The organism is Chitinophaga horti (assembly GCF_022867795.2).
In the GTDB taxonomy this organism is placed as follows: domain Bacteria; phylum Bacteroidota; class Bacteroidia; order Chitinophagales; family Chitinophagaceae; genus Chitinophaga; species Chitinophaga horti.
In genome coordinates this window covers 5,273,596-5,298,146 of record NZ_CP107006.1, presented here as the reverse complement: position 1 = coordinate 5,298,146, position 24,551 = coordinate 5,273,596, and the positions used below count along the sequence as shown (strand labels likewise).

17 protein-coding genes and 1 pseudogene are annotated in these 24,551 nt (G+C 50.8%); 8 read left to right on the top strand and 10 right to left on the bottom strand.

The window, feature by feature from the left end; translation table 11 throughout:
• Positions 1 to 2: 2 nt before the first annotated feature.
• From MKQ68_RS21310 to MKQ68_RS21295, 4 genes are read right to left on the bottom strand one after another with little or no spacing between them, the layout of a single operon-like run.
• Positions 3 to 1,082, bottom strand: a complete 1,080-nt coding sequence (locus tag MKQ68_RS21310) for an efflux RND transporter periplasmic adaptor subunit (RefSeq protein WP_264280860.1) — start codon at positions 1,080 to 1,082, stop codon at positions 3 to 5.
• Positions 1,083 to 1,088: 6 nt separating this feature from the next.
• Entirely contained in the window at positions 1,089 to 2,333 is a 1,245-nt protein-coding gene (locus MKQ68_RS21305) for a TolC family protein (RefSeq protein ID WP_264280859.1), read from the bottom strand.
• 56 nt (positions 2,334 to 2,389) lie between these two features.
• Entirely contained in the window at positions 2,390 to 3,751 is a 1,362-nt protein-coding gene (locus MKQ68_RS21300; RefSeq protein WP_264280858.1) for a sensor histidine kinase, read from the bottom strand.
• Positions 3,738 to 4,433, bottom strand: coding sequence for a response regulator transcription factor (locus tag MKQ68_RS21295; RefSeq protein WP_264280857.1), 696 nt, complete (start codon positions 4,431 to 4,433; stop codon positions 3,738 to 3,740). Before MKQ68_RS21295 ends, MKQ68_RS21300 begins: the two co-directional genes overlap by 14 nt.
• 428 nt (positions 4,434 to 4,861) lie before the next feature.
• Here MKQ68_RS21295 and MKQ68_RS21290 point away from each other — a divergent pair, with 428 nt between their 5' ends.
• Entirely contained in the window at positions 4,862 to 10,300 is a 5,439-nt protein-coding gene (locus tag MKQ68_RS21290; RefSeq protein WP_264280856.1) for an Ig-like domain-containing protein, read from the top strand.
• Positions 10,301 to 10,340: 40 nt separating this feature from the next.
• On the opposite strand, the gene MKQ68_RS21285 is transcribed toward MKQ68_RS21290, so the two are convergent.
• The 4 genes from MKQ68_RS21285 to MKQ68_RS21270 all read right to left on the bottom strand — a co-directional run bounded on the left by MKQ68_RS21285 (position 10,341) and on the right by MKQ68_RS21270 (position 14,191).
• Positions 10,341 to 11,018, bottom strand: coding sequence for a hypothetical protein (locus MKQ68_RS21285; protein ID WP_264280855.1), 678 nt, complete (start codon positions 11,016 to 11,018; stop codon positions 10,341 to 10,343).
• A gap of 95 nt (positions 11,019 to 11,113) precedes the next feature.
• Positions 11,114 to 12,190 (bottom strand): glycoside hydrolase family protein, encoded by a 1,077-nt coding sequence (locus tag MKQ68_RS21280; RefSeq protein WP_264280854.1) that lies wholly within the window; start codon positions 12,188 to 12,190, stop codon positions 11,114 to 11,116.
• Between the two features lie 9 nt (positions 12,191 to 12,199).
• Complete coding sequence (locus MKQ68_RS21275; RefSeq protein WP_264280853.1) at positions 12,200 to 13,261, bottom strand: carbohydrate-binding family 9-like protein; 1,062 nt, start codon at positions 13,259 to 13,261, stop codon at positions 12,200 to 12,202.
• Between the two features lie 129 nt (positions 13,262 to 13,390).
• Positions 13,391 to 14,191 carry an RDD family protein gene (locus tag MKQ68_RS21270; protein ID WP_244836131.1) on the bottom strand — a complete coding sequence of 267 codons (801 nt, stop codon included), beginning with the start codon at positions 14,189 to 14,191 and terminating at the stop codon, positions 13,391 to 13,393.
• 62 nt (positions 14,192 to 14,253) lie between these two features.
• On the opposite strand from MKQ68_RS21270, the gene MKQ68_RS21265 reads away from it, so the two are divergent.
• From MKQ68_RS21265 to MKQ68_RS21240, 6 genes and pseudogenes are all read left to right on the top strand, one after another.
• Positions 14,254 to 15,237 (top strand): stage II sporulation protein M, encoded by a 984-nt coding sequence (locus MKQ68_RS21265; RefSeq protein WP_264280852.1) that lies wholly within the window; start codon positions 14,254 to 14,256, stop codon positions 15,235 to 15,237.
• 1 nt (position 15,238) lies between these two features.
• On the top strand, positions 15,239 to 16,123 hold the full coding sequence (locus MKQ68_RS21260; RefSeq protein WP_244836128.1) for a hypothetical protein: 885 nt from the start codon (positions 15,239 to 15,241) through the stop codon (positions 16,121 to 16,123).
• A gap of 4 nt (positions 16,124 to 16,127) precedes the next feature.
• Entirely contained in the window at positions 16,128 to 17,354 is a 1,227-nt protein-coding gene (locus MKQ68_RS21255; protein ID WP_264280851.1) for a DUF4350 domain-containing protein, read from the top strand.
• Positions 17,355 to 17,841 (top strand): annotated as a pseudogene (locus MKQ68_RS21250) (AAA family ATPase); the annotation flags it as partial. It lies immediately after the preceding gene.
• A gap of 69 nt (positions 17,842 to 17,910) precedes the next feature.
• Positions 17,911 to 18,345 carry an AAA family ATPase gene (locus MKQ68_RS21245; protein ID WP_432803751.1) on the top strand — a complete coding sequence of 145 codons (435 nt, stop codon included), beginning with the start codon at positions 17,911 to 17,913 and terminating at the stop codon, positions 18,343 to 18,345.
• A gap of 12 nt (positions 18,346 to 18,357) precedes the next feature.
• Complete coding sequence (locus tag MKQ68_RS21240) at positions 18,358 to 19,713, top strand: DUF58 domain-containing protein (protein WP_264280850.1); 1,356 nt, start codon at positions 18,358 to 18,360, stop codon at positions 19,711 to 19,713.
• Between the two features lie 52 nt (positions 19,714 to 19,765).
• On the opposite strand, the gene MKQ68_RS21235 is transcribed toward MKQ68_RS21240, so the two are convergent.
• A complete protein-coding gene (locus tag MKQ68_RS21235) occupies positions 19,766 to 20,545 on the bottom strand; it encodes a DUF5602 domain-containing protein (protein WP_264280849.1) in 780 nt (259 codons plus the stop codon).
• A gap of 159 nt (positions 20,546 to 20,704) precedes the next feature.
• On the opposite strand from MKQ68_RS21235, the gene MKQ68_RS21230 reads away from it, so the two are divergent.
• Positions 20,705 to 23,758 carry a ligand-binding sensor domain-containing protein gene (locus MKQ68_RS21230; protein WP_264280848.1) on the top strand — a complete coding sequence of 1,018 codons (3,054 nt, stop codon included), beginning with the start codon at positions 20,705 to 20,707 and terminating at the stop codon, positions 23,756 to 23,758.
• On the opposite strand, the gene MKQ68_RS21225 is transcribed toward MKQ68_RS21230, so the two are convergent.
• Positions 23,759 to 24,541, bottom strand: coding sequence for a LytR/AlgR family response regulator transcription factor (locus MKQ68_RS21225; protein WP_264280847.1), 783 nt, complete (start codon positions 24,539 to 24,541; stop codon positions 23,759 to 23,761).
• Positions 24,542 to 24,551 lie beyond the last annotated feature (10 nt).

Sequence of the window (24,551 nt, the reverse complement as noted above, 5' to 3'; positions counted from 1 at the left end):
GATCAATCGTTTAATGCGTCATATACCATGATCCCGTTTTTAGAGATCACTTGCTCATTTTCCTGCAGGCCTTCGGAGATGTAGGCGACATCGCCTACCTGGCTATACACTCTTACCTGCCTTGTTTCTATGTTGTTCCGGTCTTTAAAAACCATCGTCCAGTTCTTACTCTTATCGAAAATCACTGCGGATGCCGGTACGGCCACCAGCTTTTTGTTTTCGGAGAAGCGCAGGGTGACGGTGGCGCTCATTTCCGGTTTCAGCAACAGGTCTTTATTCGGGATGCGGATCAATACCTTCATCGCCTTCGTATCCGGATCGATCGCGTTAAAGATGCGGTCTACCTTACCATGGAAGGTCTGATTGCCGTAACTCATCGTGTTGATGTCGGCCTCATAGCCCACGGCCACCCGCGATATGTCCGACTCGTTCACATTAGCCAGCACCCACACTTCGTCAATTTGCGCGATGGAGAACAGGGCATCTGTTTTATCGCTGCGCAGCTGCTCGTTCTGGTTAATATTTTTGGATACGATAAACCCGCTGTTAGGTGCGGTGATGTTTATCGTAGAACCATTTTTGAGGCTGTAGATATGGTAGATCTCGTTGATTCGGTCCTGTTCGGCCTTCGCTTTCTCCAGCTCACGGGCGGCAGCGGTTACATCCTTTTCTGAATTGAGTTTACCCTCGTACAGTTCCTGCGCTACCTGGTAGTTCTTTTCCGCCAGGGCCACATCGGCATTGGCATCCAGCTGCTGGCGCTGGAAGTCGGCCACTTCACCACTTCGCACCACGGCCAGCACCTGGCCTTGTTTTACATAGTCACCCAGTTCCACGTTAATCTTCATCACATTACCACCTACTAAGGGATATACCTGTGCGAGGCGATTATTATCAGCGGCGACTTTGCCGAATAATTTCAGTTCATTACGCACGTCGGACGTTTGGGCTTTGGCGAACTCGCAGCGTGCCATCATGCTGTCGCTCAGCGAAAAGCTCCAGTTGCGTTCCTCGTGTTTTGTGCCCGGCTGGCAGCTGCTGGCGAGGAGGACGAGCAGCGGGGCATATAAGAAATGCTTCATAGTATCTTAGTAAACATTAGTTGCGGTCACGAAATTGATTTGTTCTGCCGCCGCCGCGAGCTGATTTTTCACTTCTTCAAAGGCGGTCAGCGATTCGTTGTACGATTCGAGGAAGTCCACAAACTCCAGGATGGTAATATTGCGGCGCAGGAAGTTGCTGTTAATGCCTTGTAACACGGTGTCGAAGTCGTTGGTGTAAAGCTGCTTCACGTTCGTATACGCCTTCATGGTACGCTGCATGTCCTGCCAGGCGGCAAATACTTCGGCTCTTACTGAAGTTTCTTTCTGGCGGCTATAAAGTGCGGTGGCCTTTGTGCCGGCTTCTGCTGCACGGATGTTGCCACGGTTCCTGTCCCACAGCGGTAAAGGAATGCCGATGCCCGTCATGTACTGGTTGCGCCAGGCGTTGCCCTGCTGGTCGTAACTCACGGTGAAGTTTACATCCGGTACACGCTGCCTTTTTTCCAGGCTCAGCTGCAATTGCGAAAGCGCCTGTTGGCCGCGGGCCAGCTGTACATCCGGGCGGTTTTCGATAGCCAGGCGGTAAAGCTGGCTGGTGTCCGATAATTTCAGTAACCGGTCGAACGTTTCGTCGGAGATGACGGGCCGCACCTGCGCGTCTGTTTGTAACAGCAGTTGCAGGTTCTTCAACGCTTCCACTTCTTCCGCCGCCATCTCCGAGCGATCGTTATTAATTTTCAGGTAAACAGATTTCAGTCGCACCACTTCCTGCAATGGCAGGTTGCCTTTGGCTGCCTGTTCACTAAAACGGGTAATGAGGGTATCCAGCGCTTTCAGCTGGTGGTCGTAATGCGCGATTACGTTTTGCTGCTGGTAAAGGGATAGCAGGCTATTATGCAGTTGCTGGCGCAGGCTACGGAGCAATTCGCCCAGCTCGGCCTTCGCCAGTTCTTTATGTTGTTTGGCAATGGCGACAGCGGTTTTGCGTTTACCGCCGAGCACCAGTAATTGTTCGAAAGCAAATACTTTTTCACCATTGTAACCGAGCAAAAAGGCTTTACGGTTATCGGTATCCCAGGTGTGCAGTTCGGCCGAGAACTGTGGATTGGGATAAGCTTTAGCTTGCAGGATGAGTGCATCCTGTGCATCGATGTTATATTGTTCTGCCAGCAGCAACAGGTTTTGTTGCAGAAACAGGCTGTCGGCCTGGTCTGGCGTAATAGAAAGTGGCTGTTGGGCTTTCGCGGAGAAAGAAGTTGCCAGCAACAGGATATACGGCAAATATTTCATGCCACAATATTGGCAAGAAGGGACTTAAGATCTCCTTAAGAGAAATAAAGATGTGCTTAAGATGGCAAACGGAGGGTAAAACAATTGCGACCTTCGGCGATGCTATAGGTAACAGTGGCGCCATGCAGCCGAAAAATACGGGCGCACATCACCAGTCCCAGGCCAATGCCGCTTTTATTACGGCTATTGCTGCCCCTGAAGAAGTAGCCGAACAGGAACGCTTGTTCCTCTTTCGGGATGGTTTCTCCATCATTCAAAATACGCAGTTGCAGCCAGTCGTCTTCCCTGCTTACTTCCATGGATGCAGCCCCGTCGGCGGCGTATTCGGTGGCGTTTTTAAGCAGATTGTAGAAGGCAAGCTTCAGCATACGTGCGTCGCCGCGCACTTCCATATCGTCGGTACTTTGAATGCTGTCGGCCGTGTTAAAGCCAAAGCGACTCTGCGGATAAATAACCTGCAATTCGTCTGTACACTCGAACAGCAGCTCGTCTATATGCACGGTGTCGGTAAACTTTTGCGGGGTATCGGTATCGTAGCGCGAAATGGCGATGAGGGTATTGATCACACCAGCAATCTGCATCAGCCCTTCTTTTTGAAACTCAAGACTTTGTTTGCGTACCTCCGGCGAATCGTCGTGCAGCCCCCGTTCAATATTGGCGATCAATACAGCAATGGGATTCTTTAATTCGTGCGATACGTGCTGGATAAAATTCTTCTGGTAAGTGAAAGATTCGTCCACCCGGCTTAACATGTTGTTGAAGCCGGTTGCCAGCGAAGCTATTTCGTCGGTACTGGCAGGCACCGCCACCTTCTCCAGGTTGGTGGCGGATATGCGGTCTACCTGACGGGTAAGCAGCGTAATGGGCTGCGTGATCTGTTTTGATAAAAACAAAGTGACGAAAAACGAAAGCGAAAGTGAGATAATGAAAATGATGATGAGCAGCCAGGCCAGGAAGTGCAGGTTATCGCGCCCTGCCTTATCGTACGCCTTGCCGATGGCAAAATATTTTTTCCCGTTGTGATAGATCGTATGAGCGACAATATCAAACTTACCTTCACTTTGTGTGATCTCATTTCTGTGATTGTCGCGCAGCTCTCGCAGCAGGCCGCGTGCATAAGGGATTTTGGCATCGTCGATACTGGTATAGATATTTTTGCCGGTACTGTCGAAGAGTAATATTTTTTCGTCGTGCAGTGTATAGATCGTCGTTTCGTCGAAATTATCGATCAGGCTTTTGTCGATACGTTCTGCGGTGGAAAGTAGCTTTAATACGGTGATGTTAAGATCTTTGATGCGTTCGTAAAACCCCTGCTGGCGGTTGATCGATGAAATATAGTACACACTTCCCAGGGTGAATCCCAGGATCAGTATAAAGAAGAAAGAAAACGAGCGGAGTATCTTTTTACGAAGCTTCATAAGGCGCTGTGCTGATGTAATACCCAAACCCAAAGCGGGTATGGATCAATTTTACCGGCTGGTTTTTATCGATTTTGTTGCGAAGTGAATTAATGAACACCTCAATGGTATTGGTATTCACTTCCACCGATGTGCCCCATATCGCACTGATCAGCTCTTTTTTGGAAACGGGCTGCCCGGGCGCTGCTGCCAGCATCGAGAGAATGTTAAACTCCCGCCCTGTGAGGTGAATCACTTGTCCGGCGCGGCTTACCTGTTTCTTGCTTATGTCAATTTCCAGCGTATCGATGGATACGATGCCCGTTGCCCCATTCGCCTGTCCGCCCCGTTTGAGCAGGGCTTTAATGCGGGCGAGCAGTTCGCGGAAATAAAAAGGTTTGGTAAGATAATCGTCTGCCCCACTGTCAAAGCCGTCCAGCTTATCTTCCACCTCGCCGAAGGCGGTAAGCATGATTACCGGCGTAGTAATACCTTCCTGGCGGATGGCGCGGCACACCTCGTAGCCATTTTTGCCGGGTACGTTAATATCGAGAATGATGCAGTCGAACGTTTGCCGGAGGGCCGTCTTTTCCGCCATCAACCCGTCGAACCGCACTTCCACATGAAACGCTTCGCGCTCCAGCTGCGCCTTGATGTCGGCGGCCAGGTTGGCATCGTCTTCCAGTAGGAGTAAATTGTGCATAGCGGTGAAATTACGATTTATGCCATAAATGGGTAACAGGTGGCCCTGTCCGGTGATCTTATCGCAGTGGCGTACCAGTCTGTTCGGCAGGCCCGGTAACATTTTGGTGATCAGCGGCTTGCAAAATACCCCTGTAAAATAGGGGTAATGCATCAAATTAGTGTTAATTTTGTGAATTATTGTTTATGAAAAGCCTTGATTATTAACGGCTTTCCCTGCACATCCAAGCTCCCCAAACGGATTATTTTAACCGTAACTATGCCAGACCTCCGGTCGTGCCGGGAAAGGTGCGTCCAGCAATTTATCATATTCGTGACTCATAATAAACCTATGCACTGTATAGTATTATTCTCCGCCTCGTTGCGGTGTTTTTACCCGGGTGTTCCGGGATCAGTATCATTCCAAGTTATGAACCAAAAAGGAAGCCGATGAGGAAATTTTTACTACTGATCATCATACTGGTTGCCTGTTCGCAGGTATTTGCACAGGCCGAGCTGACAGAACGCGTGCCGGCCGCTACCAGTGATTATAATACGAATCGCGGTCCTAACGGCACCACCGACCATCGTTCCTTCCGTGGTGTGATGATACTCACTGCTGCCGAACTGGCGAACATCCCGGCTAACACGCCGCTCACCAGGGCCAGCTTCTTTTATCGTAACGGCGCCAATGTTGCCGCTAACGGTACCCTTAAGTTTTACCTGCAAAATACCACGGACGCTACCAACCAAAAAACCAGTACCTGGACGGATGTAATCAATGGCATGAGCGAAGCTTATTCCGGTGCCTACACCATACCGGCAGGTACTGCTACGGAGGCGTTCTTTCAATTCGGCACGCCTTTCCAGTATAATGGAGGCGGTTTATACGTGGCCTACGAATATGTGGGCAGTACCTTCGCCAGTTCACCTGCTGCATACCAGGTAAACAACAGCCTGAACTCCAGTTTAAAGAATGAAGCCAGTAACACCACAACGCCTCCGGCTATATTAACCAGCACGACCAATATTCGTCCGCAGCTGATATTTGCTTATCAGAACCCGTATACGAACGAGGCAAGCATCGCGAGTCTGCGACTGAATCGTTCTATCGAAAATAAATTCATGTACCCTGGTAACGGCATTCGCGTAGAAGTACAGAACCGCGGCAGCCAGGACCGTACGGCCGTGCCGGTTACCATTACTGTAACGGGCGCCAACCCTTACAGCGAAACCCAGGCCATCCCGCTACTGCAGGCCGGGCAATCAGTGGTACTAAATTTTAACGCACTGCCCACGAATGTAAGCGGCACACAAACCATAACAGCTACTTTGCCGGGCGACGATAATAACGCGAACAACAGTAAATCTGTTACGCAGCAGGTTGACTGTTCCCGCATGCGCTACTACGAGGAGCTGACGACGCCATCGCCGATCGGTTATGGTGCTGGTAATGGTACTGTTGCCCTCAAGTTTGTGGCACCGCCTGTTACCCCCGTCCTGGTAAAAGGCTTAAATCTTCGCCTGTCGTCACATGCCAGCGCACCCGGCACCACCCTGTACGGTGTGCTGATCGATAAGGATGGCGTTGAGCTCGACCGTACGGATCCAGTCACACTTGCGTCCAGTGATCTTGGTACCGTGAAAAGTTTTGAATTTCTTGCACCGACACAATTGCCGGCAGGGGAAGAATTTTACCTGGGCATTGCCCAGGAAGTAACCGGCAGCGGCATATTACCACTCAGCGCCTATGCTACGGTGAATGTACAGTATCAACCCTTTTATACGATCCACCCCAGTGGTGCGCCCATCATTCCGGTTACTACTTTAACCGTTACCCCGGGCATTGAAGCCATAGTGGACGGATTGCCCGTAACACTCGCCGCTTCTGCTACAGAAGTATGTGCAGGTACACCGGTTACTTTCACCGCTACTTCCGGCTTTGCTTACCCGGCGTTCCAGTTTACATCTGGTGCTACCGTATTACAAAGCACCGCAGCCAACGCCCTTAGTTATGCGCCTGCCAGCGATGTGCAGGTGGTGGTAGGGGGACTTTACAATGGTTGCCCGGTAGTCAGCAACCCGGTAGATGTAACGGTGAAGCCTGCCCCAGTGGTAGCTGCCATCACCGGCGACGCGACCGTTTGCGGCAATGCGACCACCCAACTGGCAAACGCTACCCCTGGTGGCGTGTGGAGCAGCAGTGATATAAATATAGCAACGGTGGATGCGGGCGGCCTGGTAACAGGTGTTGCCGGAGGCGCCGTGGTCATTTCCTATAATGTGACTGCAAATGGTTGTACAACCGTGGCTACGCACCAGTTGAATGTAAATACGCCGGGCGTGATCAGTCCAACTACTGGTACGAGTGATATCTGCGTAGGTGCCTCTACTACGTTGGCGAACCCGACACCTGGTGGTACCTGGAGCAGCAGTGATATCAACGTAGCTACGGTAACTAACGGTGTGGTAACCTCCGTTGCAGCCGGCACAGCTACGATCGTTTATGCAGTCGCCGATGCGAGCGGCTGCTCCGGCACGGCGAACTTCGACATAACGGTACACGCATTGCCTGCGGTGCCTGTCATCACCGGCAGCACAGCGGTTTGCGAAAACGAACAAATCACACTGGCCAGTGTTACCACCGGCGGTGTATGGTCTGTTAACGATGCTGCGGTTGCTACCATTCATGCATCAACCGGTGTAGTGAATGGCATTGCCGACGGTAACGCTGTCATTACTTATGCTATAACTGATGGTGCAGGATGTTCTAATGCCGGCACATATAATATTACCGTAAACCCGGCTGCGACAGTGGCTGCCATCACCGGTGCTAACAGTATGTGTGTGAATAGCAATGTTATTCTTTCAAACGCTACTACAGGTGGTGCCTGGAGTAGCAGCGATGAAGCGATTGCCGAAGTAAATGCCACTACCGGCGAGGTAACGGGTATCGCTGCAGGTGCGGCTACTATCACTTACACCGTGTCTAACGCAAATGGTTGTACCGCTTCGGCTACCTACGTGGTAACCGTTAATGCACTGCCAGCCTTACTGCCAATTTCCGGCAGCAACACCTTGTGTATCGGCACCAGCGCTACGCTCACTAACGCAACTGCGGGCGGTGCCTGGACTACCAGCGATCCAGCAATCGTAAATGTGAATGCGACTACCGGCGAAATTTCTGGTATTGCAGCAGGTGTAAGCACAATTACTTATAACATTACAAACGCAAATGGCTGCGTGGGCAGCCGTACGCTGGATGTAGAGGTAGCCGCGTCTGTAACCGTACCTGCCTTTACCGGCGGTCGCGGAGTATGCGAAGGCAGCACATTAGATTTAGATAATACGAGAACAGGCGGCGTATGGTCCACCGACAATGCAGCCATCGCTGACGTAGATGCCAGCACAGGCGTAGTGACCGGCATTAGCGCGGGCATTGCCAATATTACATATACACTTACCGTGGCGACAGGTTGCTCCGGCTCTTACAGCGATGCGGTACAGGTAAATGCTAAACCGGCAGCACCCGTAGTGACCGGTGCTACGGAAGTTTGCGAAGGCGGCAGCATCACCCTGAATGGCAGCGGCACTGGTAGCTGGAGCAGCGCCAACACCGCTATTGCCACTGTGGATGCCGCTACTGGCATAGTGACCGGCATAAGTGCAGGTACGACCGCTATCATATACAATATTGTTTCAGCAGATGGATGCGGTAACAGCACCGCCTATAATGTAACTGTTAAAGGCAAACCTGCACCCGGCACCATCAGTGGCGGTAACAGCGTTTGTGTGAACAATACGTTGAACCTGACGAGCAGCGTAAGCGGCGGGGTATGGTCTACCGGCAACGGAGGCTTTGCGGGCATTGATGCTGCAACCGGTGTTGTAACCGGACTGGCTTCCGGTGCGGAAACCATTACCTATACTGTTACCAGCGCAGGCTGTACAAACAGTACTTCGACTACTGTTACTGTAAACGCCAACCCTATCGTTCCTGCCATTACCGGCACAACGACTGTTTGCAGCGGTGCTTCCACCATCCTGGCGAATAGCCTGGCAGGTGGTGTTTGGAGCAGTGGCAATACCGCCGTGGCACAGGTGAGCAACGGCGTAGTAAGCGGTATTAGCGCGGGTACGGCCGTTATCACTTACACCGTAACAAATGCATCCGGTTGTACGGCAAGCCAGCAAATTACCGTAACGGTGAATGCTCTTCCGGCGGCCGGCACTATCAGCGGTGGCAGCAACGTGTGTGTAAACGGAAGCTTGAATTTAACGAGCAGTGTAAGCGGCGGCAGCTGGCTGAGTGACAATACATCGATCGCTACGATCAATAATGGCCTGTTGACCGGCGTAGCTGAAGGCAGCGTGAATATCGTATACACGGTTACGAGCAACGGTTGTACCGGTACTTCGCAACTGCCGGTAAGCGTGCGCGCAGTGCCTGTATTAAGTGGCATCGTAGGCACGAACATTCTTTGTACCGGTGGTACCGCTACCCTTACAAACAGTACTGCCGGCGGCACCTGGACGGTCGACCAGCCAGGTATTGTCACGGTGAGTGCAACGGGCGTAGTAACTGGTATTTCCGCAGGGGATGCCGTAATTACCTATACGTTCACGAATGCAAACAATTGTGCCGCCAGCGTTACGCATCCACTGAGAGTAAACGCAGCACCAGCAGCCATTACCTTTGCCGGTGGCGATAAAGTATGTATCGGCTCGGCGATTCAATTAACCCCATCTGTGGCAGGCGGCACATGGACTACTTCTGATGCAGCTATCGCTAATGTTGCGAATGGCCTGGTTACAGGTGTAACAGCGGGTACGGCGACGATCAGCTACGCTGTGGCAACGACAGGCGGTTGTACCGCTACCGGTACCCAAACGGTGACGGTTAGCGCATTACCTACCGCCGGTACGATCGGTGGTGCAGGCAATGTGTGCGTAGGTGGTGAAACCCAATTAACGGCTTCCGTAACCGGCGGCATCTGGAGCAGCGGTAATATTAATACAGCCTATGTGAATACATTGGGTATGGTTAGCGGGGTGGCGGCTGGTACGGCAACGATCCGTTATACGGTGGCTAACGCAGCAGGTTGCAGCAATACTGCCGAATTTGCCATGACGGTAAACAGCGCCGTAAATGCAGGCGCAATCACCGGTGGCGATAACGTGTGTATCGGCTCCAGCATACAGCTGGCGAATGCAACCGCCGGTGGTGTTTGGAGCAGCGCAAATAATGCGATAGCCACCATCAGCAATAGCGGCCTGGTAACAGGCATGGCGGCAGGTACGGTGCAGATTACGTATACACTTACCGGAACAGGCGGTTGTACTGCTTCGGTTGCCCACCAGGTAACCGTGAATGCATTGCCGTCCGTAACGATTACCAGTGCCGATTCTGTTTGTATTGCAGATGGAAAGGTGACGCTCACGGCCAATGTAGTCGGCGGTGCCTGGAGCGGCGAAGGCACGTTTACGGGTAACGAATGGAACTTTGCTAACCTGGGTGTAGGTACAACGGTCATCACTTATACATATACCAACGACAAGGGTTGTGTGGCCACAACGACTAAAACCATTCGCCGCGTAGATTGCCGCGTGATCGATACACGTCCTGGTGTGTTACTCTCCTTCGACCTGATGCCAAACCCGGCTACGAACTACATCAAAATGAAAGTAGCGGTAGAATCAGGTGCCGGTACATGGACGGTACAGGTAACTGATCTTTCCGGTAAAAGGCGCATGACTTATCTTACGGAACTCATTATCGGGGCCAACGAAAAGGTACTCGATATCAGCAGCCTGCCGTCGGGTATTTACTTCCTGACGTTAAGGCACGGTGATAAATCAAAAACAGTTTCTTTCATGAAAGCGAAATAAAAGAAGAAGGGCTGCCGGTATCGGTAGCCCTTCTTCTTTATTACCAATAGCTAATAATTCGCTCGTATAACAACGTATCGGGTCCCACATCTATGCGTTGTGTCCAGTTGCCTGCTTTGTCATAGGAAAGGTAGCGGCTTGTATAGGTTACTTTTTCCTTGCCGTTCGAACTATTTGTTCTCTTTTCGGGGTGCCCTTGGGCATTGTACACCAGCCACGATTCGGAAATGACTTCGCCCGTACCTTGTGTGATCCGCGTATGCACCATCCTGTGTTTTTTATCAAATTCTGTCCATTCCTTATACATGTCGTTGCCGCTGGTCATATAGGTGCTAAGTTCGCTGGCGATGCCGTTCGGGGTATACGCGTCTACTTTAGTAATACCGGATAATTCTTTCTTTTCGTCGTAAGCCCTGCCGCCTGTAAACTTGCCACTTTCGTCATATTCACAAACGAAGCGTACCCACAATTTGCCATCGCCGTCAAACATCTCGTACCAAAGCTCTTCGCCATCTTCCCTAAAGGAGTAGGCGATCGGATAGTGGTTCTCGGCCGCGGCCCCCTTCTCCCATTTATTTTGCCGGTAGTGTGCTTCAAATGTTTTTTCGGTAAACTGCTTTACAGAACCTTTCAGGCCGTGAAAGTCCCGCGCCGTGGGCTTGCTTTTACAGGCTGCCATTAAACTGACAGTCACTATACATGGGAGTAACATCTTCATAATAGGATAAAGATACTGTTCTTGCCGGTTTACATAAAACCGGCAGCCACTATATATGGGAGTAACATCTTCCTATAGAGATAACGACGCTGTTCCTACCGGTTTGCCGATAGCACTTTCAACACCTCCGGCGTTACCTGCCCAAAGATCGAAACACCGGCCGCCCCATTGCGGATGGAAAGTTTTACCGCCTGGTCGAGGTCGTCGTAATTGTTGTTGAAATCGGGCAGGAACAGGCCTGCGTAAAGCGGAAACTTACGATGCAGGGCACTTACGCCTTCCTGCACGGCGTCGCCTATCCAGCTTACGTTTTCGCGGTAAAAGCCATGATAGATCATCGGCATAACAGCATCCAGGTCCCAGTTGGTCCAATCCTGCCGAACGATGCGTTTGGCAATTTCGGGTGTGGGAAATACGGCAGCCGAAATCGGTTTTTTATGTTGATGCGCCACCGCGGCGAGTGTGTTAACTACGTTGTTGATGCGCTTGTAGCGGAACAGCCTCCAGGACGGGCTTTGGTCGGGATGTTCCATGTCCAGCGGGTCCTGGCCGGTTTGTTTTTTATAGCTTTCCCGGCAGGTATTACAGTAGCAGAAGTCGTACTCCGGCAACTCGCGCGATTGATCAATGCCATACTTCGACCAAAGGTTAACGGGCAGTATCACATCGCAGTAGCGGATATAATCGAGGTGAAATCCATCTACTTCTTTACGGGATAAAATGGTGTTTACCTGTGTTTTTAAGTGTTCGAGCACTTCCGGTTTGCTGGGGCAAAGCCACCGGTAATAATTTACATAGGGTGGATGGTTGACGCAGGATTCGCCCTTCCGGTTAACGGCGTACCATTCCGGGTGGGTTGCCATCAGCTGTTTGTTGCCCTGGTTCATCGTCCACATCCAGCGGTGCGCCTTCATGCCCTGCTGTTTGGCGATGCGGAAATGTGCCTCGCTATCATCCTCGAAAAACAAATCACGAATGCCCGCCTTAAAATAAGCCGCATACCGCTCCCGAATGTCGGCGTCCCTATCCTTATGATCTGGATTGATCCACACGCGGTGCGAGATGCGCGTAGGGGCAGCGGTTACAGTAGTACGGGCAATGCTGCGCGCAGGGGCCGCGCCAAAGGCCAGGCTGCCAAGGCCCAGCGATTTCAGAAAGCTGCGTTTATCCATAACGTTTATTTAGTTCTCCATCGTAATGCGGCCTTCCTGGTCAATGATCCAGGTGGTGTTGCCCGATTGCACGCGTGCATTAAATTGCCGCGATGTAGCTTCCAGTTTCAGGCCTTTGCTGCCCGTAAGCTCCAGCTGCGCGGTTGCGGTAGCGTAGCTTCCCTTCTGCCGGCGGTACTGTTGCTGCTTGTAATATACAGTCCACAATAACCGACGCGCCGCTTCATCTTCGGCAGACGGTGCGGCTGTTCCTCCGGCAGTGTTACGAAACCACAGGTTGCCCCAACGTTCCGGTGCATGCATGTCCACAATACCCTGCGGCGACCATACCCAGTTATGTTCGGGTAACGGCCGGCCATTTGCACCTTTACGCTTCTGGTATTGCCCGTTCACCACGTCCCAGTCCCACTGCACACGCGAAAAGTTGATGCGCCAACGGGTGTTTTCCTGCGGACGTACCCGCTCTTTATAAGTGGCCAGTGCCGAAAAAGGGATGGCCATCTCCACCGTCCACGCGCTGTCCCTATCATTAGGTTGATTCAATGTGCCGTATAGCTGCACCGCCGAGTGTAAGCCCTTCACGTCCCAATTGATCATCGCATTGCCGCCGTTACGGTATGGTTTGGCCATGAACAGGTCCATGATGGTATTATGTGCATTTACTTCTATCTCGAAATATTGATGGGTATCTCCGTTAGGGTCGATAAAAATTTCGAAGTCATTGTCCTGGTAAATAATGGTGTCGCGCCGGTGCAGACTGGCCTGCAAGGCGGGTTCCTGCATCTCTGCAAAAACAAAAAGGTAGCGGTCGTTCCATAACATCTTAACACGGGTGCGCAGTACGGGCTTCGGCTTTTTAGCGCCTTCTATATCGCCAAAATCCTCAGTCCACGGCGCTTTACGCCACGTCGCCTCATTACCTTTTCCATCTATGGTAATACTATCACTCGTAAAAAGGCATTCATAATTAAGTTGTTCCGGGAAAACCGTTTGTCCGTTCACTGTTAAAGCCGCCATCGTAAGTAGCAGGCCCGTAAGGGCGTTCTTTGCGCTCCTTGATAATCTGCACATGGCACTAAAAATAAGGCTTATTCCGCAAGCGCCGGCCAGTTAATCGGATGGATGGCTGTCGCGGGGGATAAAATTCATTTCTGCATTAATGAAATTGTATATATTATTGGAGGATAAAACGCGTATTGTTTATGCCGACCGCGTTACCAGGTAGTTATAATCGTTGAGCAAGGTTTCAAGGAACTGCATAGGTTCCATATCTGTTTCGATAGATAATACTTCTTTGATACGCTGTGCAACCCTGGCCGCCAGTACATGGTCATTCGTTTTGAGGGACCGGTCCAGCAGCTCGCGCACTTTGTTAAGGTCTTTGTCAGACAGGCGCAGGATCTGTGTAAAAGTAGGCTGATAGCGGTCGTCATTAATTTCGCGGAAGATCGTATCCTTCAGTGAAGCTTTTTCTTTAACAGAGATAACGATGGTGCCGGCGGCAATATCACCAATGCGCTGTTTCAGCTCCGAGCGGGCGATCACGATCAACGGGGTAAAAAACAGCAGCAGGGAAATAATAGCGGTAGCGCCGGCAAGGTCAGTAGCGCCATAAGCGATAATGATGCCTGCAAACATGATCACCAGCGGCGACTCGATCAAACGAAATACCCAGCGGATAAAGTGCTGACTCAGCGACGGATCATTGCCGTACATGCCCACCACGCGAAGCTGCATGATCTTTTTACCGATCGTTTGCCCTTTCATGGTAATTTCCGTTAACGGGAAATACAATGCGATAGGAATCCATAATATCAGCCATTCGAGCAGGGTGGCAAGGAGCGAATCGTCGATGAGCCGGCTGATCAGGAAACCGATCAGCATATAATAAGCCACCCTTATCGCCACGTCGATGCCATAGGCCAGCAAACGCCTGCCCATATCCGCCGCCTCAAATTCGAGGTCGATATTAAAAACAGTAGGTATTTTAATGGATGTCATAATAATTGAAAATTAAATATATTATATTTCGGAGTCTTGTAGCCTGAAATTTTTGTGTCGCCATGAGAGAATCCCTTTTTATTAAGAAAAACCTGGAGCGCTGGAAACGCTACCAGGAGCAACCCACGGATGACCCCGATGAGATGGCGGAACGTTTTACCACCCTGCTCGACGACCTGGCATACGCGAAAACGTTTTACAGCGGTAACAGCTCCGCTAAGTATATTAACAGCATGGCCGCCGTTATTTACCGCCGCATTTACAGCAGTCGTAGTCAGCCCGGCCGCATCCGGCGCTTTTTCCAATATGAGCTGCCGCTGTTGTTCGCCCGGTATCACCGCCTGTTCCTTTTTACGTTTTGCTACTTCCTGCTGTTTTGCATTATCGCGGCCTTTTCCGCCGCGCATGACGAAACCTTTGTAAGAGGCGTAATGGGCGACGAGTACGTGAATATGACGGAACGTAACATTACTGCCGGCGATCCTTTCGGGGTGTACGGATCGGAAAACGAATGGCTGATGTGGGTGCGCATCGCCTATAACAATATCCAGGTAGCGATCTACTGCTTTATAGCCGGCATCTTCCTGTCGGCCGGCACGCTCTGGTTGCTTACGACCAATGGTATCATGCTCGGCTCTTTCCAATATTACTTCTTCGCGAAGGGGTTGGGAATGCAGTCTGTACTCACGATCTGGATCCACGGTACGCTGGAAATATCGGCCATCGTCATTGCCGGTACGGCCGGGCTAGTATTGGGTAACAGCCTGCTTTTTCCCGGTACGCACAAACGTGTCGATTCTTTGAAACGGGGCGCCCGCGATGGGATTAAAATTATCATTTCCCTGGTGCCGATCTTTATCGCCGCCGCCTTCCTGGAGAGTTTTATTACCCGTAATGCACGGTCTATGCCTATTTGGATGAGCGCTATTATACTTGGCGGCTCGCTTGCACTGATCGTCTGGTACTTTATTATTTATCCCATTAAACTGAAACGTGCCGGCTTTAGCCTGAACGCCGACGGTAAACCACAACGGGTAAAAGTATAGCATGAAGCAGTTTTTGAAGTACATATTTTATACCGCACTGTTGCTAATGCCTTCGCTGTTGCATGCGCAGGAGCAGCTGGATACCGGCGCCCTGATCATGACAGAGAGCATGCAGGAAATTGAAGAACGCAACAAACAGGCGGCGGACGCTTATATAGATTCACTGTCCGAAGAAAGCGAATCTGACGAAGAGGAAGAACGTAGTTATCAAACCTGGGAGCAATACCTGCGTGACCAGGAATCGTTCCACTTGTATGATACCTCTTCACCGTACGGCGAAGTAAACCGCCCGGAACACCTATCGCCCCGCTCAGCTTCTGTATCGGTGTCGGATAAATTAAGGGCCGATAAATCGCTGAACTACGACGCACTTACCAAGCCACGTAAGCCGCGCTCCGGCGTATGGCACGACTTCATGTTATGGGTGTTTGCACATTCCCTCATCCTGTTTTACGTGATGTTGGGGTTGCTGGGCGTGCTGTTGCTCTTTGGTATTTACCAGGTGGTGGTGACGGGCAGCTTCAGCTTCGGCGGTAGAAAAAACGTCACCTGGCAACCGGAACAGGGGCCTGCGGAGGAAGTGTTACCAAATGATTTTGAAAGTGCTGCCCGCCAGGCAATGGCCGACGGCAACTACAGGCTGGCGGTCCGTTATCAATACCTGCACACTTTACATCTGTTGCAACATAAAGAACTGATCGTACTCCTGGCCGAAAAGACCAACGCGGATTATATGCGTGAACTGCGCGGTACCACCTTTCACAAACCGTTTTCGATGCTAACGCTGGCATACGAGTATGTGTGGTACGGCAAGGTGGATCTTGGACAAGACCAGTTTAATGAATTGAATGTGCGGTTTGCGGAATTTAAGAATGACTTAAAGTAAACGAGTGAAGAAGAACGTTATCATATTCACCATTATCGGACTGGCGGTGTTACTCGGCTCGCTGTTACTGGCATCGCTGGCTTACGTGGGTAGCGATACGCCCGGTACGGACCGCCGCGAACGGCCTTTATCGCTCGCCTACCGGAATAAAGACGTGTACGGCGGTTACATGGCACATCAACTGCTGCCCGGACTATTCAAAGGCCCGTTGCTGACGGTTACCAAATCATTCAGCCGTACCTACGAAAATGCCACGCACATGAAGTCTGTGGAGCCTACGGCTTATGTATTGCTGGCCAACAGGCTGTATACTTCCGATGCGGACGTTGAAGCCATGAAAATGTATGTAGAAGCCGGCCATCAGTTGTTCATCGCCGCCAGCGACGTGGATTCCGCTTTTATGGATGCGTTTAATTTTTCGATAAAAGACGGCGGCTTGCGGGAGCGCGGGCACGGGTTAACGGAGGAGTTCGTAAACAGCTCACTGAAACCCTCGAAGTTCTATTACCCGGGCAGCCAGGCAAACGGCAGCTTTGATGCCGTGGATACAGCAGTAACGAACGTGCTGGGACTGAACGCGAACGGAGATCCAAACTTTGTACGTATTACACGCGGTAACGGCCAGTTATTCCTTTGTCTCAATCCCTATGTATTCACCAACTACTTCCTGTCACGCGGCACCAACCGCCATGCGCTGGAGCATATGATGGCGTATATGCGGGAGGATATCAGTACGCTTTACTGGGATGAATATTATAAACATCAAACGTCGCGGCCGACCGAAGATTTTTCTAACTGGAGTGTATTGATGCGTTACCCCGCCATGCGCTGGGCCTTTATGCTCGCCTTGTTGCTGTTGTTGCTTTTCGTACTGTTCGAGAGTAAACGCCGGCAGCGCATCATACCGGTTAAACCACCGTTGGCCAATACCTCGCTGGAGTTCGTCAAAACATTGGGCGCGCTGTACTTCTCGCATCATAATAACCTGAACCTGGCGCATAAAATGAGCACGCAGTTTTTGGAATATGTGCGCAACAAGTACAACCTTAATACAAGCGTGCTGGACGAGCAGTTCATTCATCGCCTGTCGCGAAAATCCAATCACAGCATCGAGGAGGTGTCGACCATCATTCGTATGATCGATCATGTGCGGCTGACAAGCAGCTTATCAGACCAGGAACTTACATCATTCTATAAAAGCGTTTACCATTTTTATCAAAAAACTAACTAGATGGAAGAAGGAGCAATCATTGACACATTTCAACCCGCGACTGATTTTTCTGCCCTGCACAACGCGGTTGCTGCTATCAGGGAAGAAATAGGCAAAGTGGTGGTGGGGCAGCACCAGATGGTAGACCTGCTCATTACTGGTTTGCTCACGAACGGCCACGTACTGATAGAAGGCGTGCCGGGTGTGGCCAAAACCCTGGCCTCCAAACTGCTGGCCCAAACGATCGACGCTAAATTTTCGCGTATCCAGTTTACGCCTGATATGATGCCCGCCGATGTGCTGGGTACCTCTGTATTTAACCCGCAAAGCCGCGAGTTCGAATATAAACGTGGTCCTATTTTCGGCAACCTCATCCTCATCGACGAAATTAACCGTGCTCCTGCAAAAACGCAATCTGCCCTGTTCGAGGTAATGGAAGAAAGGCAGATCACCAACGATGGCAACACGCATGCTGGACACGCCGTTTATGGTCATTGCTACGCAAAACCCGATCGAGCAGGAAGGAACGTATCGTTTGCCGGAAGCGCAGCTGGACCGTTTCCTTTTCAAAATAGAAGTGAAATACCCGCAGCTGGCCGATGAGGTAACGATGCTGAAAGCTGCACATATTACGCCTGTGGAACATGGCGTGGCCAACCTGGTAAATCGGGTGCTGACGGCTGCACAGGTAAGCGAACTGCAGGCACAGGTGCGTAAAGTACACATCGACGAAAAGCTGATCCAGTACATCGCAGCGCTGGTGCATGAAACGCGCCTGAACGCTTCGCTGTACCTCGGCGCTTCGCCGCGTGCATCTATTGCCGTGATGAATTGCGCTAAGGCCACCGCAGCCATCAACAACCGCGACTTCGTAACGCCGGACGACATCGTCACCATGCTGCCACACGTGCTGCGCCACCGTATTATGCTTACGCCTGAGCGTGAAATGGAAGGTATATCCACCGACGAAGTAATTGCAGAAATATTGAAATCCGTGGAAGTGCCACGCTAAACCAACACGCTCATGTGGCTTAAAAAATTATACGCGGCATTGTTCTTCCGTAACCGGTTTTACCTGGCCGTGGGGGTAATTATCGTGCTGCTGATCATCGGCTTCTTCGTGCCACCGGTGTTCCCGTTCGCCAAAGGACTCATCTGGTTCCTGCTGGCGGCCGTGTTGCTGGACATCGCTTTCCTTTTCAGCAGCCGTAAACCGTTTCATGCGGCAAGAATAGCGAGTGAAAGGTTCAGTAACGGCGACGAAAACAAGGTTACAATACAACTTACGAGCGCCTATCCGTTGCCGGTAAACGTTACGGTGATAGATGAATTGCCTTACCAGTTCCAGCAGCGCGACTTCAAACTAAAGGTGCGGATAAAGCCGGTGGGTAAACCGAATGTCGCCAAAGAGGTGTTGGACTATACGCTGCGCCCTACAGAACGAGGTGTGTACGAGTTTGGTGCCATTAATGTTTTTATAGATGGATACATGGGCCTGGCGCGGCGCCGTATGGTGTTTGAAAAGGAGCAACCGGTAAAAGTGTACCCCGCGTTCCAACAGCTGCGTAGCTATGAATTGTTTGCCGTTGATAACAAGCTGGACGAACACGGTATGCACAGCCGCCGCGTCATCGGTCACAGCATGGAGTTTGATCACATCAAAGAATATGCGCAGGGCGATGATGTGCGGTCCATTAACTGGAAGGCCACTGCCCGCCGAGGCAACCTGATGGTGAACAACTTTATGGAAGAAAAGGCGCAACAGATCTACTGCCTCATCGATAAAGGCCGCAGTATGAAAATGCCTTTCGACGGACTTACGTTGCTGGACTATGCCATCAACTCTTCGCTGATATTTAGCAAGGTGGCGCTGAATAAAGGCGATAAGGCCGGTATTGTTGCATTCGCCGAACAAAAGGTCGACATCCTGCCGGCAGACAGCAAAAAGGTGCAGCTTAATAAGATACTGGAAATGCTGTACGCACAGCAAACGCAATGGCAGGAGAGTGACTACGAACGCCTCGCCGTTACTTTACGCACTTCTATCTCCCAGCGCTCCCTGTTCATCCTGTTCACTAACTTTGAATCGCTGAGCAACCTGGAACGTCAGCTGCCTTACCTGCGAAGGCTGGCGCGGTATCACCTGCTGTTAGTTGTGTTTTTTGAGAATACGGAGATTCATAAGCTCACCGCCAACGAAGCTTTTTCCATCGAAGAAATTTATACGCAGATCATCGCACAGAAGTTTACGCATGAAAAGAAAGTAATTGCAAGGGAGTTGTCGAAGTACGGCATCATGCCGCTCATCAGCACGCCGGCCAACTTAACGGTGGACCTGGTGAACAAATACCTGGAGCTAAAATCGAGAATGATCATATAACACAAAGGGCCCGAAACCGGGCCCTTTGTAATTGTAAGTGGGAGCTATACTGCTAGGAAGCAGTTTTGTAAACGAAACCGTCAAGTATTACTTCGATCACACCATTCTTTTTGATGACAGATGATTTAGTGGGATAATAGCCACTTTGCTGAAACTTCGTGGGTTGCGGAATGTCGCGGTGAAACGCGCCGTTCACACCTTTGATGAAGTCATGTGTTATCATCGGTTCGTAGAAGGTTACTTTGCCATTGTAGCTGCCGTAGAAGAACGTTTCCGTAAAGTTGAACGGCGGCTTGATCTCTGGCGTATTGATGTCCACCCAGTGCGCGCCCATTTGTGGTACGCCACCACCAAAGTTTACGTAGCTGGCCGGCAGGTAGCCTGCAGCGGGTGAGTTCTTAAACTTCAGGCTGTCCTGGTCATAAGTTGGAATGGCCAGTCTTTCCGCTTCGCTGATCATGTAAAAGTGATAGTCGAAATGCGGCTTGTCGTAAATGCCGGGAGGTTCGTGACCAGCGGGGTTCCAGTCCAGGCCAATGTGTTTGAATGGCAGTACGCTGGCTTTAGCAGGTACTTTCAGCGAAAAACTGTTCATGGGGTCGTGGCCGGGCATTTCGCCGTTAGGCATGGGTACGCTGTTAAACGCCGCATCGGTAATGGTAACGCCGATTTGCAGCGGATCGCCTTTATCGTCAAGTTTTACCCAGGTCCACGCTTTGCCATCATGTAATTTTACTTCGGGGCCTTTAAAAGTGCCTCCCTTGCTATCGTCTTTTTCGCAGGAGGTAAACACAGCCGCCAGCAGCACCAGGGCCGCCAGGATCTTTTTCATACCAACAATGTTTTGAGATTAAGAAATAATGTTACTGTAAAGATGCAGCCTCGCCGCCGCCCGTGAAATAACACCCTGTACCAGTTGTCAGAAATGCTGTATGGACTGGTTTTGTTTTCGATCGCCGCGTAGTATATTTGATTAACTGTTTTATTCGCCTTGAAACGTTTACCGCTCCTCCTGTTTTTGTTTGTCCTTGCCTCAGATGTGTTTGCACAACAGGCAGGGCAGTACGTATTTGAACGACTTACCACGGCCAATGGCCTCTCTTCCAATATCATCCAGGCGATCGTGCAGGATGTTAGGGGTTACATCTGGCTGGCCTCCAATAACGGCCTGCAACGCTACGACGGCAATCGTTTTATCACGTTTAACCACCAGCCCGGTAACCTGCATCCGTTCGAAAACGATTTTGTGGGTTTTGTTTATGAAGATGCGCGCCACCGTTTGTGGGTAGGTACCGGGGATAATAAAGTCGGCATTTTTGATACGCGTACTTTCAAGTTTAAAGAGGTGCCGGTAAAATGGCGTATGAATAATACCATCTTTATTATAAAAAGACTAACGGATGTGCAGGGCAACCTCGTAATGACTACCATCGATAATGGCGTTTACCTGTATGATAGTGTCAGGAATGTTTTTAACCAGTCCGAGGATTTCCTGAAAGTGCCCAAAGGTTGGCGCCCCAACACGATCGTTGACGATAAAAAGGACGGCAAACTGTGGATGAGCTGCGCCGAAGGCCTCGTGATGTATGATCCTAAAACAAACAACATCAATTACCGCGGACATAACCCCGATAAAAATCCATTCATAACGCGTTTTGCAGAAAACAAACATACGCACTGGCTTCACCTTGACCAGCACCGAAGACTTTCATTCGTTACCTGGGAGCCCGATAAACCTGGCCCCTGGGTTTGTGTGTTCGACCTGGCCAGTAATAATAGCAAGAATTACAGCCTGGCTAAAGAAATAGGTCTCGGCTACCACGAAGTATTCGGTCCGATGGAGCAGCGGAACGGCCGGTTATGGTTTCATGGATTGCCCTTTCTGGCGGAGTATACGGGCGACAGTACGCAGCCTTTCATCCCCATCCGCAACGAATACCTCACCGAACAAAGCATCCGGTTCGACCGGGTAGAGCGTGTGTACGAAGATCGGGAGCAAAACTTATGGGTGGCTACCGACAATGGATTGTATCTCTTTAACCCTGATGCGGAGGTATTTAAGAACATGTATCCGCAGCGGTACGGAGAAAAACCTGCCGAAGCCGCCATCCAGGCAATCTGTAAGGCCAGCGATGGATTAGTGTGGATCGGCTCCTGGGGCGGCGGCTTGTATTTTTACGATAAAGACATGAACCCCGCACCGGCACCCGAAGGGCTGGACGGCAGCAATGCACACATGATATGGCATATCCTGGAGCAAAAAGATAAACAGCGGATGTGGATCGGCATGCAGGCGGGCGAGCTGCTCGTATACGACCGCGCCACCAAAAAAGGGCAGTACTTTCGCCCCCCGGAAATAAAAGGTAGCACCATCCGCGAAATGGTGGAGGATCGCGACGGCAACATCTGGTTTGGCACGCAAAGCGGGTATATCGTAAAGTGGGATAAAAAAGCTTCCGGCGGTGATGCCACCAAAGGGTTTACGTTAGTGATGCGCGAAGGCCTGGTGCATGAAATGTATTGCGATAGGGAAGGTTTTCTTTGGATAGGATCGATGGGTTACGGTTGCTTCCGGATGGACCCGCGTACGCATAAAATACTCAATCGCTATCATACTGAGGCGGAGCCCGGCCGACGCTTGTACGAAAACACGCCGCAGGATATTTTGCAGTACGACGATACTACATTTATCGTCAGCACCGGCGCGATCAACATCATCAATACCCGCACCGGCGCCATTCGTATTTTGTCTACACAGCATGGGCTGCCGAGCAACTCTGTATACGAAATGGAAAAAGACCAGCAGGGGGATGTGTGGCTGGGACTCGCCAATGGCCTGTGCCGGTTCAATGTAGAAAAAGACATCTTTACTTTGTTCGATCGCCGCGACGGTATTCGCCACGATAACTTCTCATCCATCGGCTCTGCCCGCATGGCCGACGGCAGCCTGATCTTTACTACCGATCATAATTTTGTGATGTTCGATCCCGCCCGTATGCGGCAACGCGCCGCACCACGCGATGCGGTGATCACCTTGTTCGGTCTCGAAAACCACCCGCTGCTGGTAGATTCATTAATGCAGCTCGACCAGGTCGTATTGCCCCATGACCGCACATCGATTACCATTGGCTTTAGTGCGCTCACTTACCTGAACCAGCAAAAGCTGGCTTATTATTACCAGTTAGAAGGGCAGGATAAAGAATGGATCAGGGCAGATGGCCGGCAACAGGCGATATACAATTACCTGCCGCCAGGCCGATACGTGTTCAAAGTAAAAACGCAAAACGGCGATGGGCTTTTCAGTGAAGAAGAAGCCATGCTCAACATTTATGTAAAGGCGCCCTTCTGGCGTACCTGGTGGTTCTACGGCGCGCTGGCACTGCTGTTTACCGGCATACTGTACTGGATCGACCGGGAGCGCATCAAACGAATACTCGGCTTACAAAAAATGAGATCGCAGATTGCCGGTAACCTGCACACCGCCGTAAACACAACGCTCAATAACATCAACCTCCTGAGTGAGATGGCGAAGATCAAAGCGGATAAAGATGTTAGTCTCTCCAAAGAATACATCGAACAAATCAGTGAAAAGAGCCGCGAAATGATCGATGCGATGGACGACGTGTTGTGGAGCATACAGCCCGAAAACGATAGCATGCAGAAAACGCTGCTGCGCATTAATGAGTTTAGTGATGGTTTACAGAGCAGCCACGGCGTAACGGTAAAAATGGAAGTGGACAATAAGGTGACTGGCCTCACACTGGATATGAAGATCCGCCAGGATATTTACTTTTTGTATAAAGATGCTTTGAGTTACATTGTGCAATATGCAGAAGGTACTACGGTGCTCGTTAATATGGACCTGGTAAAGTCACGCTTCCTGCTAAAGATCCACGCCCCCGGTCCTTTTACGGTAGTAGAAGCCGCCGCCGATGCCCGCTACTTTGAAGCGATGCAGCAACGTGCCGCGCAACTGCCTGCCCTGCTCGACATACAGACCGATAAACGCGGCATTGCCGTGATACTGCAGGTGCCCGTCCGTTAGTTATTTGCCCATCCACTTCTTAAAGTCGGCCACCTTTTCGCGGCTCACAATGGCTTCTTTATCAACCTCCGGCTTCAATTGCAGCATGAGGCGGTTGCCGAAGTATTCATGAATCTGGGCTACGCTGTTTACCGAAATAAAGAACGAACGGCTGATGCGGAAGTAACGCTCGGGGTTCAGCATTTCCTCAAGCTCGTCCATGGTATAGTCAACAACAAACTTTTTATTATCGAAGGTTTTGAAGAAGTTCAGGCGGCCGTCGCTGAAGAAGTAAGCAATATCTTCAGTTTCGATCGACACCAGCTTTTGCGCATTCTTTACGAGGAAGCGTTTGCGGTATTCTTTCTGTTGCAGTTTCATGAACAACTCGCGGGCAAGGCTGTCCATATTTACCTGGGGGGCAGCCGGTACGCTGGCGGTGTAGTGGTCTTTCAGCTGGCGATATTTGTGCAGCGCGGCTTCCAGGTCTTCCTTCTGTACGGGTTTCAGCAAGTAATCGATGCTGTTTACCTTAAATGCCTTTAACGCATATTCGTCGTACGAAGTGGTGAATACCACCGCGCTAGTCACTTTCACACGGTTGAATATCTCGAAGCTCTGTCCGTCGCTTAGTTCTATATCCATCAGGATAAGGTCCGGGGCGGGATTCGTTTCCAGCCAATCCACGGTAGCACGTATGCTGTCGGTAACGCCCGCCACCTCGGCGGCGGTATCCACACTGGCCAATGTTTTACGGATCTTTTTAACAGCCAGTTCCTCATCTTCCACGATCAGAATCTTCATATAAAAATGT

Bases quoted from the DNA above. Each gene is read 5' to 3' on its own strand.
- MKQ68_RS21310 (WP_264280860.1), bottom strand. From the start codon at position 1,082: ATGAAGCATTTCTTATATGCCCCGCTGCTCGTCCTCCTCGCCAGCAGC.
- MKQ68_RS21305 (WP_264280859.1), bottom strand. From the start codon at position 2,333: ATGAAATATTTGCCGTATATCCTGTTGCTGGCAACTTCTTTCTCCGCG.
- MKQ68_RS21300 (WP_264280858.1), bottom strand. From the start codon at position 3,751: ATGAAGCTTCGTAAAAAGATACTCCGCTCGTTTTCTTTCTTCTTTATA.
- MKQ68_RS21295 (WP_264280857.1), bottom strand. From the start codon at position 4,433: ATGCACAATTTACTCCTACTGGAAGACGATGCCAACCTGGCCGCCGAC.
- MKQ68_RS21290 (WP_264280856.1), top strand. From the start codon at position 4,862: ATGAGGAAATTTTTACTACTGATCATCATACTGGTTGCCTGTTCGCAG.
- MKQ68_RS21285 (WP_264280855.1), bottom strand. From the start codon at position 11,018: ATGAAGATGTTACTCCCATGTATAGTGACTGTCAGTTTAATGGCAGCC.
- MKQ68_RS21280 (WP_264280854.1), bottom strand. From the start codon at position 12,190: ATGGATAAACGCAGCTTTCTGAAATCGCTGGGCCTTGGCAGCCTGGCC.
- MKQ68_RS21275 (WP_264280853.1), bottom strand. From the start codon at position 13,261: ATGTGCAGATTATCAAGGAGCGCAAAGAACGCCCTTACGGGCCTGCTA.
- MKQ68_RS21270 (WP_244836131.1), bottom strand. From the start codon at position 14,191: ATGACATCCATTAAAATACCTACTGTTTTTAATATCGACCTCGAATTT.
- MKQ68_RS21265 (WP_264280852.1), top strand. From the start codon at position 14,254: ATGAGAGAATCCCTTTTTATTAAGAAAAACCTGGAGCGCTGGAAACGC.
- MKQ68_RS21260 (WP_244836128.1), top strand. From the start codon at position 15,239: ATGAAGCAGTTTTTGAAGTACATATTTTATACCGCACTGTTGCTAATG.
- MKQ68_RS21240 (WP_264280850.1), top strand. From the start codon at position 18,358: ATGTGGCTTAAAAAATTATACGCGGCATTGTTCTTCCGTAACCGGTTT.
- MKQ68_RS21235 (WP_264280849.1), bottom strand. From the start codon at position 20,545: ATGAAAAAGATCCTGGCGGCCCTGGTGCTGCTGGCGGCTGTGTTTACC.
- MKQ68_RS21225 (WP_264280847.1), bottom strand. From the start codon at position 24,541: ATGAAGATTCTGATCGTGGAAGATGAGGAACTGGCTGTTAAAAAGATC.